Annotated in this window: 11 protein-coding genes; 10 read left to right on the top strand and 1 reads right to left on the bottom strand. The window is 39.9% G+C overall.

The features are described from left to right. Positions 1 to 7: 7 nt before the first annotated feature. Positions 8 to 1,240 (bottom strand): GGDEF domain-containing protein, encoded by a 1,233-nt coding sequence (locus FCV43_RS12565; RefSeq protein WP_136995383.1) that lies wholly within the window; start codon positions 1,238 to 1,240, stop codon positions 8 to 10. Positions 1,241 to 1,456: 216 nt separating this feature from the next. Here FCV43_RS12565 and FCV43_RS12560 point away from each other — a divergent pair, with 216 nt between their 5' ends. The 10 genes from FCV43_RS12560 to FCV43_RS20650 all read left to right on the top strand — a co-directional run bounded on the left by FCV43_RS12560 (position 1,457) and on the right by FCV43_RS20650 (position 11,356). Beyond that, on the top strand, positions 1,457 to 1,825 hold the full coding sequence (locus FCV43_RS12560) for a late competence development ComFB family protein (RefSeq protein ID WP_017053235.1): 369 nt from the start codon (positions 1,457 to 1,459) through the stop codon (positions 1,823 to 1,825). A 14-nt stretch (positions 1,826 to 1,839) separates the two neighbouring features. Continuing rightward, positions 1,840 to 2,118, top strand: coding sequence for an HlyU family transcriptional regulator (locus FCV43_RS12555; RefSeq protein WP_017053234.1), 279 nt, complete (start codon positions 1,840 to 1,842; stop codon positions 2,116 to 2,118). Positions 2,119 to 2,420: 302 nt separating this feature from the next. After that, positions 2,421 to 3,971: a Re/Si-specific NAD(P)(+) transhydrogenase subunit alpha gene (gene pntA, locus FCV43_RS12550; RefSeq protein ID WP_136995382.1), complete on the top strand. Its 1,551-nt coding sequence runs from the start codon at positions 2,421 to 2,423 to the stop codon at positions 3,969 to 3,971. A 10-nt stretch (positions 3,972 to 3,981) separates the two neighbouring features. Continuing rightward, entirely contained in the window at positions 3,982 to 5,358 is a 1,377-nt protein-coding gene (gene pntB / locus FCV43_RS12545) for a Re/Si-specific NAD(P)(+) transhydrogenase subunit beta (RefSeq protein WP_017053232.1), read from the top strand. 563 nt (positions 5,359 to 5,921) lie between these two features. Next, on the top strand, positions 5,922 to 7,373 hold the full coding sequence (gene vxrA, locus FCV43_RS12540; protein ID WP_113798899.1) for a sensor histidine kinase VxrA: 1,452 nt from the start codon (positions 5,922 to 5,924) through the stop codon (positions 7,371 to 7,373). Next, positions 7,348 to 8,007, top strand: coding sequence for a response regulator transcription factor VxrB (gene vxrB, locus FCV43_RS12535; protein WP_017053229.1), 660 nt, complete (start codon positions 7,348 to 7,350; stop codon positions 8,005 to 8,007). The genes vxrA and vxrB overlap by 26 nt, the downstream gene beginning before the upstream one ends. Beyond that, positions 8,007 to 8,891, top strand: coding sequence for a DUF2861 family protein (locus FCV43_RS12530; protein ID WP_136995381.1), 885 nt, complete (start codon positions 8,007 to 8,009; stop codon positions 8,889 to 8,891). The genes vxrB and FCV43_RS12530 overlap by 1 nt, the downstream gene beginning before the upstream one ends. A 59-nt stretch (positions 8,892 to 8,950) precedes the next feature. Beyond that, positions 8,951 to 10,096, top strand: coding sequence for a conjugal transfer protein TraF (locus FCV43_RS12525; RefSeq protein WP_136995380.1), 1,146 nt, complete (start codon positions 8,951 to 8,953; stop codon positions 10,094 to 10,096). Between the two features lie 41 nt (positions 10,097 to 10,137). Next, positions 10,138 to 10,281 carry a YoaH family protein gene (locus FCV43_RS12520; protein ID WP_017053226.1) on the top strand — a complete coding sequence of 48 codons (144 nt, stop codon included), beginning with the start codon at positions 10,138 to 10,140 and terminating at the stop codon, positions 10,279 to 10,281. Positions 10,282 to 11,215: 934 nt separating this feature from the next. Beyond that, positions 11,216 to 11,356, top strand: coding sequence for a hypothetical protein (locus FCV43_RS20650; protein ID WP_240697160.1), 141 nt, complete (start codon positions 11,216 to 11,218; stop codon positions 11,354 to 11,356). Positions 11,357 to 12,081: the final 725 nt, after the last annotated feature.

Raw genomic sequence — 12,081 nt, 5'->3', positions numbered from 1 at the left:
TCTGCCATTAAACACAAACTCGATTGCGGCCCTTTTTCTTTGCTTTGTATAACGCTTGATCCGCAAACTTTAGCACTTCTTCGTGTTTACGTGTAACTGAACTATCAGACACACCAATACTAACCGTCACGGTAACGGTTTTAGTTTTATTGCTCCCACTGCCACGCTTTTGTACGCCGAGATCATCACTTGCAGGTCTTCCGTCGTTGTTTCGAATGACCATTTCATACTCTTCGATATCTGCACGTAACTCTTCGAGATAGGGCAAGGCTTGCTTCTTGGTTTTTCCTTTAAAAACGAGAGTGAACTCTTCTCCGCCATATCGATACACTTTTGCATTTCCGTCTGTAAGTGCTAATCGGCTTGCTACAAGCTTTAACACGTCATCACCAGTATCATGGCCATAGGTGTCGTTGAATTTTTTGAAATGGTCAATATCTAGCATCGCCATAGTGAATTTACGCCCGAGCAGTCGAGTATCAAGGTCAAAAGCTTGTCTGCCCGGAATGTTAGTCAGTCGATCATTAAATGCCATCTCATGGCTGGCAGAGATAACGTAAACAATAACCAAAATGCCTGAAAGCGAAAACATGGTGCTGGAAATGTACTGAACATCAAAGAAAATAAAGGTGGTTGATGAAAGTAAAATAGCAGAGTAAACCACAACGTCTATTGAGCGATTATTAATCAGAACCATCATGCTGGTGGCGCCAGATATCGCAAAACAATATAGGATGAGAATAACAGGCAGCTTCGAATATTCAGGCAGTGAATATAGAAGACTCTCACTGAGATTATCGAACCCTCCATCATTGAAATGATTAAGAGTCAGCTGTGCCCAAACAATAAATAGAAAAAGAGTCGATGTGAAAATCGCAACGCCTTTAGAGTTCACACCAGAATCTTGAAAAGCGTGAACAAACAGACAAGCAACGGGAAGAAGAACCGTCAGTAGAGAAAGCTCTATTAATGTGGTACCAGTGGATAACGAACTTTGAAGGCGGAGTTGAATGACGCTATAAGCGATCAGCATAGCAATGGAAACCATCGCCATCCTACCTTGTTTAAAGGTGTGGCAAAGAACAATTGCGATGGCAAATAAGATATAAGGCAAGTTCCCAGCAAAGCCTTGATTGGCGCTGGTGACTAAAATTACATTGTTCATTCCAATTAGCAGCATAAATAAAAGAAGCCACGGGAAAAGGAATCTAAAGATACTAGTAGACACAAAAGATGTCATTGGTGATTAAAACCTAGCCTAAACTATAATTCTTATGAACGAGAATTGCTTAGGATACTTTTATTTAATGATTTTCCAAGCTTTTTGCTAAACTAATAGAAGAAAATAGACATGATGAACAAAAAGAGACCAATATTAACTTTTTATGATTAACAGGTTGATATTCTCTTTAACAAGCGCTACAAAATGTAATCGACACAACAAGGAGATTAAACAATGCAAATTAGCGTTGATGTGCACAACTACATGGAAACTCTTGTTGGCCACGTTTTGGCTGAAGATTCATACATTGAAAAATATGATAATGAACAGTTGGCTGATCTTGCCTGTTTAGCTCTTAGTCAATTGAGACCTGTTTATATCCGCTTCGACATCGATTTTTTATCCGCTTTACCAGAGAAAGATCTAGTGAAATTAAAAGAGAGTGCATTAACGGCTGTCATAGCTGCTGAAAGTATGGTTGTAAACGACCGTCGTAAAAACAGAGACGTTGATGTTCCCGTAATCTTCACTCATTCAAATCCAGATGATGATGTGGAATTGGAATGGTTTGAAAAGCCATTGCTTAATTATAAAACAGAATAATAAAGGAGAGGGTTGTGGGACTTTTTTCGCGGCTTTTTGGCGGTAGTAAGAAACCTGAAGCTATAGAGCAGGTTGAAGCAGTAGAGTACAAAGGATTTTTGATTTACCAGGAGTCTTTAGCCGAGTCGGGCCAATATAGAATCGCAGGACGAATTACAAAAGAAATCAGTGGTGAACTTAAGTCTCACCGTTTTATCCGTTCAGATGTGATAGCAAACAAAAATGATGCGAATGAGTTGATGCTTAAGAAAGCTCAAATGTTCATCGATCAAATGGGTGAGAACATCTTTTAACGGCGACTTACCGTTAGATTGATGATAATCACCTTATTTTAAGCCGTAAGCGTTTATGCTATGGCTTTTTTTATGTACAAAGTTCGACTTTATCCAGTTGTTTTTAAAGTGATATTTTCTGGAGTGGTTTGACCTCTGTGTAGTGTTTAAAATGTTGTTTTTTTCCTTAACAACAGAGACAATCACCGATTACTTAAGGTTATATGTAATGAAATTTTGTATTTTTATTACAAAACACTTGAAGTTAACGCTGTCGTTAGATAAAAACAGAATATTCATTGTGCCAATAGTAGGGAATAACTATGCAAATTGGTGTGCCAAGAGAGATACTTGCGGGTGAAACGCGAGTAGCTGCAACACCGAAAACGGTTGAGCAGCTTTTAAAACTGGGATTTGAAGTCACAGTTGAAACAAAGGCTGGTTTATTAGCTAGCTTTGACGATGCTGCTTTTGAAGCTGCTGGGGCGACAATTGCTTCAGTTGAAGAAGTTTGGAAATCTGAACTTATTCTTAAAGTAAATGCACCGCAACTTAATGAATCAACTGGTGTTGATGAAATTGAATTAATGCAGGATGGTGCGAGTTTAGTCAGCTTCGTGTGGCCAGCTCAAAATCCGGAATTGATGGAAAAGCTATCAAGCAAAAACATCAACGTAATGGCGATGGATGCAGTTCCTCGTATCTCAAGGGCTCAGGCTTTAGATGCGCTGAGTTCTATGGCAAACATTGCGGGTTATCGTGCTGTTGTGGAAGCTGCGCATGAATTTGGTCGTTTCTTCACTGGTCAAATCACAGCTGCAGGTAAAGTGCCGCCAGCTAAAGTCTTAGTTGCTGGTGCTGGTGTTGCGGGCTTAGCAGCCATCGGTGCCGCAGGTAGTCTTGGTGCCATTGTTCGTGCATTTGACGTTCGTCCTGAAGTAAAAGAGCAAGTTCAATCTATGGGTGCTGAATTCTTGGAAGTTGATTTCCAAGAAGATACAGGCGCTGGCGATGGTTACGCAAAAGAGATGTCTGAAGCTTTTAATAAGAAAGCAGAAGAACTCTATGCAGACCAAGCTAAAGACGTTGATATCATTATTACAACCGCACTTATCCCGGGACGCCCAGCGCCAAAACTGATTACCAAAGAGATGGTAGACAGTATGAAAGCGGGTAGTGTCATCGTCGATTTGGCGGCTGCAAATGGCGGCAACTGTGAATATACGGTAGCAGACCAAGTCATTACAACGGAAAACGGTGTGAAGATTGTTGGTTATACCGATATGGTTGGTCGTCTACCGACTCAATCTTCTCAGCTATACGGCACTAACTTAGTAAACCTTTTAAAACTTCTATGCAAAGAAAAAGACGGCACTATCGACATCGATTTTGAAGATGTTGTGCTACGTGGCGTTACCGTTGTAAAAGAAGGTGAGGTTACTTGGCCTGCGCCACCAATTCAGGTATCTGCTCAGCCTCAAGCGAAAGCAAAAGAACCAGTAGTAGAAGCAAAAGTTGAAGAACCAGCATCTCCTGTGAAGAAAATCGCAGCACTTGCAATTGGTATTGGAGCATTCGGTTGGATTGCATCAGTAGCACCTGCAGCGTTCCTTGCACACTTCACCGTATTTGTTTTGGCTTGTATCGTTGGTTACTACGTGGTTTGGAATGTTTCTCACTCATTGCATACACCACTTATGTCAGTAACCAATGCTATATCAGGCATTATCGTTGTTGGTGCATTGCTACAAATAGGTCAAGGAAGTGGCGTTGTAACTTTCCTTTCGTTTATTGCCGTGTTGATTGCAAGCATCAATATTTTCGGTGGCTTTACTGTCACGAAACGTATGCTTGAAATGTTCCGTAAAAAATAAGGAGTAACAGATGTCTGCAGGATTAGTACAAGCAGCTTACATTGTTGCTGCAGTTCTTTTTATCATGAGTCTTGCTGGTCTATCAAAGCAGGAATCAGCTCGCGCGGGTAACTACTACGGTATTACCGGTATGGCTATTGCCTTAATAGCAACGATCTTTAGCCCTGATTCATCAGGTATTGCTTGGATCCTTGTTGCTATGGTTATCGGTGGTGGTATTGGTATCCACTATGCTAAGAAAGTAGAAATGACAGAAATGCCAGAGTTAGTGGCAATTCTTCATAGCTTTGTTGGTATGGCGGCGGTACTGGTTGCTTATAACAGCTATATCGATCATGGCGAACTAACTGGTGCGATGTTAAACATTCACTTAGTTGAAGTCTTCCTTGGTGTATTTATTGGTGCCGTTACATTTACAGGTTCGATTGTCGCTTTCTGTAAATTACGCGGATTAATTTCATCATCTGCGCTAAACCTTCCACACAAACACAAGATGAATCTAGCCGCTGTCGTTGTTTCAACGCTGTTGATGATCCATTTTGTTAATGTTGAAGGCAGTATGTTTGCTCTTATTGTGATGACATTAATTGCATTCGTATTCGGTTACCACCTTGTTGCTTCAATCGGTGGTGCAGATATGCCAGTGGTTGTATCAATGCTTAACTCATACTCTGGTTGGGCAGCAGCAGCGGCAGGTTTCATGCTAGCAAATGACTTGTTGATCGTAACAGGTGCACTCGTTGGTTCTTCAGGTGCGATTCTTTCTTACATTATGTGTAAAGCAATGAACCGCTCATTCATCAGTGTTATTGCAGGTGGCTTTGGTCAAGAAGTGACGGTGAGCTCTGGTGATGAAGAACAAGGTGAGCATAGAGAAACATCGGCTGAAGATGTCGCGGATATGCTGAAAAACTCTAAGTCTGTCATTATCACTCCAGGGTATGGCATGGCTGTTGCTCAAGCGCAATATCCAGTTCATGAAATTACAGAGAAGTTACGTGCACAAGGTGTTAACGTTCGCTTTGGTATCCACCCTGTTGCTGGACGTTTACCAGGACATATGAACGTACTACTTGCTGAAGCAAAAGTGCCTTACGATATCGTATTGGAAATGGACGAGCTTAATGATGATTTCGGTGAAACAGATACCGTTCTTGTCATCGGTGCTAACGATACGGTTAACCCTGCGGCTATTGATGATCCAAACAGCCCAATCGCTGGTATGCCAGTGTTGGAAGTATGGAATGCAAAAGACGTTATCGTATTTAAACGTTCAATGAATACCGGTTATGCGGGCGTACAAAACCCATTGTTCTTCAAAGATAATACTCAAATGTTGTTTGGTGATGCGAAAGCTTCATGCCTGAGTATCTTAGAACACTTGTAATCTAAGTTTTTTAAGCATCAGTTTTAGAAATAGCAAAAGGCAGCCCATATTGAGGCTGCCTTTTTTTCTTCTGAGACTAATGAAACAATGTTAGTCAGAATTTAAAGTATATTCTGATAGTTAAGAATCAAGCCAGAGACTGAATTCATCTAAGGTTAAGCATAAGTCCAAATTTTTAAATGTTATACATGAGTCGGTTAGATAACATATATGATCTTGATGCTCATCGTGAAAGATTATTTTTCCAACCGTGTCATTGAACTCTTCTTCGTTTTCAATGTTATGCTTGTACCCTCGATTCTCTAGAACTAATTTAATGAAGCGTAATTGCTCTACATGACGTTCATTCCATATTTTTGCAGCTTCTTGTTTTCTGTTCATTTTATCCTCAAAAACATATGTGGTTCTCTGACTGATAAGACGACAATTTGATCATTAATACTGCATTCAGAGATTGGAGAGTATTGTATATCGATAAGAGAGAAAAATGAATTTGGACTCATAACAAGATTTATAAGATAATGACTTAAAATCATGACACTTAGAAGTTTAAAGCAACTAAATTGATAAAAAAAATCAGCTATTCATTACTACTATTATTAACGCTATTTTCTGCAAATGCGTTAGCAGATTCCCTGCCTGAAAGAATAGAAAACTTTGCTGATCAATTTGATTATGAGTCTGCTACTCAATTTTACGATATACGTGTATTACAGTCTGATTATCCGACAAAACTTCTAGCTCCTGAGTCAATGCTACCGCAAACCGCAAAGTACCCACTTAAAGATATCCAACAACTTTACCGGCTTGCAGAAACATGTAATGGAAAGCTGCCACTAAGTCCTTTAATTACTGAACCTTTAGTTTTTACTCGCTCTATGTGTAAAGGCACTCCTCTTTCTTCTCGTTGGTTTTCACGAAGCAATCTAATTCACCCTGGTGGCGGCACATACGCTGCCCGATATGTGCAAAATCATCCTGAGCAATTTGAGCCGTTACAGCAATACATGCATATTCAGGAGCGACCACAATCTATAGACAATGAACTGCTTACCCGTCTACAAGAAATGGATAGTGACGCAATCACATCGCTCATCTCTGGGGCCAGTATGTTTGTCGAAAATGATGAATTATGGCTAAGGAAAGGGGAGCTGTATTATTTGTTTAATAGCTCGATATGGAAAGAAAATGCTGAACTCTCAGGTCTGAATTACAAATTATCTTCTGAATCAACAACGTGTTTAGTTCAAAGGGGTAATTTGTGTTGGGATGTTAAAGATCATTCTGAAGTACTCCGTATCAGCATGATCGTATTGATCGTTGCCAATATATTTCTAGTGGTTGGATGGTCAATCTATCGTTGGAATGTCAAAAAAAATGAACTTAAAAGTCGGATGCTTGTTCTACAAATTCTGACACATGAATTGAGAACACCGATTGCTAGCTTATCGATGACAGTGGAAGGCTTTAGACGTGAGTTCGAAAAGCTACCGGAATCTGTTTACGGCGAATTTAGAAAATTATGTGAAGACACGCGAAGATTAAGGCAATTAGCTGAAGCAAGTAAGGATTATTTACAGTCCGATAACCAAACTCTTGCAAGTGAATGGATTCCCTCAGTTCAAGAGTGGCTAGAATATAAAGTAGAGGAGTTGCAAGCGCCTGTCACTCTCAGCTTTAATCAGGATATTGCAGCAAAAGTGAATATCTACTGGCTTGGTACATGCATTGATAATTTAATTCGCAATGCGGTGAAATATGGCGTAGCACCCATCACTCTCGAAGTGACAACAGATAACAGTCGCTTGGTTATTCGAGTTATTGACCAAGGGACATTAACGAATAAAGACTGGCGAAGGTTAAGAAAACCGTTCGAAAGTAAAAGTGGCCTAGGGTTAGGCCTAACAATTGTTGAATCTATGGTTGGACGAATGGGAGGGAAAATGACTCTCATTGGCCCGCCAACTACATTTATTTTGGAGATACCCTGTGAAACAGACATTGCTACTCGTTGAAGATGACAAAAATCTAGCGGATGGACTATTAGTAAGTTTAGAGCAAGCTGGGTATGAGTGTTTACATGCTGAATTAATTTCAGAAGTCGAACAGTACTGGGAAAAAGCGGATTTAGTTATCTTAGACAGACAACTTCCCGATGGCGATTCTGTTCAACACTTAGCGAATTGGAAAAAAACGAAAGATGTTCCCGTCATACTGTTAACGGCTTTAGTTACAGTTAAAGACAAAGTGTCAGGACTCGATGCAGGGGCTAACGACTATCTAACTAAACCATTCGCCGAGGCGGAGTTATTTGCACGCATCAGAGCACAACTTAGATTACCAGAATCTGAAGCGGTTGATGAAATGAAAGTCACCACTGAAAACTTGGTTATAGATAAAGCGACCAGAGAAGTTTTTTTCAATGATATCTCCGTTACATTAACTCGCACAGAGTTTGATCTTTTACTTTTCCTCGCTAGTAACCTTGGCAGAGTGTTTACTCGAGATGAGTTGCTTGATCATGTTTGGGGTTATAACCATTTCCCAACCACTAGAACCGTTGATACACATGTACTACAACTACGCCAAAAGTTACCAGGCTTAGAGATAGAAACATTGCGTGGTGTAGGATATAAAATGAAAGCATGATGATATCGAAACTTGGATTGTCACTTATTCTGATTTTTTCGCTAGCACCTAAAGTGGTGTTGGCGGAATACTGGTTTGATGAAAACACGCCATTGACTCATGCCCATCAGAATTTGTTGAATGACGACTTGAAATCGATGTTTACTTCATTGGTAGAGGTATGGCAACAAAACAAATCATCGACCCTGAGTACCCATTTAAATGGTCTACTTAATCAATCGCTTGAACGAGATTGTGGTAAATCATTAGCACAAAGTAATTTTCCAGACTGGATTACCTCTGTCATTATTCGCAATCAAACCATACAAAGCCCGGGTAGAGATTCATATCGAGCGGTGGTAGAAGTAATCTCACCGAATATCATCAAAACGATTAATTTAGAGCGCTGGGTTGACAAGAAAATATCAAAAGACAGTGATTTTTACAGTCAGTCGCGTGACAATGTCACATCTAAGCAGCACGCTTATATACAAAGGTACAATTTAGCTAACAGACTACCAGCAGGGCTATATCGCCTGAACATAGAAAATTCAGATGGCCAAGAGTGGAGTTCATGGGTGATTTTTACCAACTCGAAGCTAAAACAGCGAGTTCGATGGGCATCAAAAGACAAGTGGTCAGTTTCAAAAGACGCTCTACTTAACCCTTACTGTCCCTTACCAACACTTGAAACTGCGCTCTATGATGACGTCGATGGAAAATATGTTCAAATATGGGGCCAAAGCTACGAGACTGACTATCCTGACTCACTAGACACTGAAAGTTTCCCCCCAAATCGATATGTTCTTGCCGTCTCAATGAGACATCAGCGGTGGCAAGGTAATATTGTGATAGAGCAATCTCAGACTATCAGCAAAACTTATGATATATCTAGGAGCGAATAACTAAAGTTTTAAGCAGAAGTGCCGCTAATCCTAATAGGGAAATAACAAAAAATACTAATATGAAAAATTCGACTAAAATACTTATCAGTTCTATTACCCTTGCATCCGTCCCCGCTGTTGCAGCAAACTATTCAGTTGAGGCTCGTGGTGACGCAATGGGGGGAGTTGGTACCGTTTCAGCATCCTACTTGACCGCTCCATTCTATAACCCAGCATTAACAGCAATTTATAGACGTAATGATGATGCTGGTATGATACTTCCGAGTATTGGCATTTCCTATAATGATGAAAACAAACTAGTGGATCAGATAGATGGAATAGCTGACGGACTGGCTGCCATTCCACCTGATGCTGCCGCATTAGACGCGGCTCTAACTGCGATGGATGGGGATAGCGCTAAATTAGAACTTGGTGGTGTAGTTGCTTTTGGTATACCCAATAAATTTATAGCCGCTAATATTTTTGGTAAAGCGTATACTGAAACCTTTGTCACTCCAAGAATTGATACAGCAGCAGGTGACGGCGTCACTAAAGCAAATAATAGTATCGTTGAAGCAGTGAGCATTGGTGTGACGGAAGTGGGGATATCGCTTGCTAAATACCAAACATTTTTAAATCAGCACCTTGCTTTTGGGATCTCCCCTAAATTACAACGTATTTATACATATTCATACGCGACCTCTTTTTCTGCTTATGATATTGGTGATGTTAGAGAAAATGAAACGGCTGAGACAGTATTTAATCTCGATGCCGGTGCACTATGGTTCTACGGACCTGTACGTATTGGCTTTGCAGCAAAAAATTTGATGGGTCGTGATATAGAGACCAAGAAATACCAACATACAGCAGGTTCCAAAACTTGGGACATCGGCTATGAGTACAGTATGCGACCTTTGTATACTATTGGGGCTGGGATCGTATCTGACTATTTCACAGTAAGTGTGGATTATGATCTCAATGAAGAGAAACGATTCAGTCAATTTGATGATAACACTCAAATGTTAAGGGCTGGTTTTGAAATTGACTTGATCCGCCAAGTACAAATTCGTGGTGGTTACATGACGAACTTAGCGAGAGATACGGAAGATACCATTACCGCTGGTTTAGGGATCTCTCCTCTGAATATATTTGAAATTGATGTTGCCGCCAGCTACACGAATGAAGATGCGATGGGTGCTTCAATAAATTTCCTTGCTACTTATTAATTGACCTTATATAGTCGGCTCCTGAATTTTAGGAGCCGATTATGTTTGACGACTTAACACTATCCCACCAAGAGCAGCAAGCCGCTGTAGAAGAAATCCAAAAGTTAATGCAACAAGGCGTGAGCACAGCAGAAGCAATTAAAATTATTGCTGAACAAATCCGTGCTGAAAAAGCCAACCAATAAAAGAGTAGGGTAGCATTACCCTCTTTTTCTCTCCCCCCTGATAGACCCACACTTACACTCATTTTCTATTCGTAGTTTCACTCAATTCCAGCAACAAAACCTCAAACACTCACTTTAGTGTTGATTTATGAGTTTATTTACCTAAAGCAGCATAATCATCTGCATTATTTAATCGTAACGCTAATCATCTTAAAGCTTGGTGTTATATCGTCGATCTTAGCAAAAACCATTTAAAACCAGTAGGTTGCAACGAAATTTTATTCTGAACGGTAATTAATGGCACCTTGGTGTGTAATTAAATTACGAAAGCCAATGTAAGTAAAACAATTGAGATGTCTAACTAGTGATTTGTGCTGTTAGCCTTTTGTGGGAAAGGATTATCATAGGTAGTAGGGATTTATGCTTAAAAGGAATTACAGTGTCACTTCTTGGTGTTGGAGTATTACTCATATTTCAGACTGCGAGACACTGTAACTAAAGTGACACTGTCTCGTCTTGGTGGGCTATTTTGAATAACTGAGTGGGTGTTTCTGCTAGGATGATTTTTCAAAACCATTGGCAGCGTCTTCGATGAACATCAATAGCCATCATTCGTAGCTAAGCCATTCAAACGAGCAGCCGATTTAGATCGCCTCTCTAAAGAAGTCGAAGTGGTAACGGGGTTAATAGGTAAGAAAGCTTGGGTTCGAATTAATGAACATCCAAATCCTCAAACTTAGATCTTTCTCACATGGCCAGTGAAGATGTTCAAGAATTTGTTCGCTTAGCTTTATATGGCACTTATCTGAACCATCTAATAGAAAGCTGAATTGATTTATCTTTTCAGCTTCAATTAATTTTAGCTGCCATGAGCTGAGAGATATTTGATGTGGTTGCCGGCCATCAGTACAAAAAAGTCTTCGCCAGCTTAAAGATATTAAAAGAAATGCTGCTCATGAGTGAGTCCAACAAGAACTGTGTACAGATGCTCGGTTATCGAGATGATACAGACCAAGTTCAATGTATGGTGTTGAATGTTGTTGGCTTCCAAGAAGTAAATGAACTTGCTGATGAGAGATTCTTGGTTGGTGACTGATTCATGTCAGTTGCAGACGTTGACCATAACGTAAAAATCCATAGACATATGAGACAGACCAGCAAGCGATGGAGCATGCACGTAAGACCTTGTCAGTAACAACGTTAAGAATCTCTGTATAGCCCAGAAAGCCCCTTAAAAGCGATTAGCCTAGTGCGTATTATGTATCTAGATTTATGTTGAGTGGTTTGCTGCAAGCCTGAGTGCATCAAAGGGTGGGCGAGAGAACTGCTCATTGTCGGAACTTGTTTCGTACATGCGAAGAACGAGAATCGCTTTTACAACGAAGCCCGTAACATAAATTGTATAATGCGCATTAAGCTTGCAGCTATCTTCCATTGGATTGCTGTAAACACGTTGACAATGTAAAGAAAAACCGACATCATTTGAACACAGTTGAAATGATTAGATGATTAGATGATTGTGGAGCTTAGCGCTAACTTAGCCCCACATAAAGTTTAATAGTTAACCTATTAAGTGATTGATAAATTCAAGAGCTTTGTCTAATAAGTCTATGATGATTATCAATATCTCTAAGTATTTCATATTGTACCTATATATTTAATAACCCTACGGATAAGACTGCAATCTAGTGGTAGGGTTGGATTAAAAAGGCCACTTTATTGTGGCTTTTCTCGTATCTGAAATATAACAACATTCAGCATTATTCGATTGTATACTATTCCTTTAGTACGTCAAAACCCCTAAACTTTAGATCCCTTTAA

It is taken from the genome of Vibrio genomosp. F6, assembly GCF_005146325.1.
Classification (GTDB): Bacteria; Pseudomonadota; Gammaproteobacteria; order Enterobacterales; family Vibrionaceae; genus Vibrio; species Vibrio cortegadensis.
This window is presented reverse-complemented; position numbering and strand designations above follow the sequence as displayed.

Coding starts and splice junctions, on each gene's coding strand:
- FCV43_RS12565 (WP_136995383.1), bottom strand. CDS start 1,240: ATGACATCTTTTGTGTCTACTAGTATCTTTAGATTCCTTTTCCCGTGG.
- FCV43_RS12560 (WP_017053235.1), top strand. CDS start 1,457: ATGCAAATTAGCGTTGATGTGCACAACTACATGGAAACTCTTGTTGGC.
- pntA (WP_136995382.1), top strand. CDS start 2,421: ATGCAAATTGGTGTGCCAAGAGAGATACTTGCGGGTGAAACGCGAGTA.
- pntB (WP_017053232.1), top strand. CDS start 3,982: ATGTCTGCAGGATTAGTACAAGCAGCTTACATTGTTGCTGCAGTTCTT.
- FCV43_RS12530 (WP_136995381.1), top strand. CDS start 8,007: ATGATATCGAAACTTGGATTGTCACTTATTCTGATTTTTTCGCTAGCA.
- FCV43_RS12525 (WP_136995380.1), top strand. CDS start 8,951: ATGAAAAATTCGACTAAAATACTTATCAGTTCTATTACCCTTGCATCC.
- FCV43_RS12520 (WP_017053226.1), top strand. CDS start 10,138: ATGTTTGACGACTTAACACTATCCCACCAAGAGCAGCAAGCCGCTGTA.
- FCV43_RS20650 (WP_240697160.1), top strand. CDS start 11,216: ATGAGTGAGTCCAACAAGAACTGTGTACAGATGCTCGGTTATCGAGAT.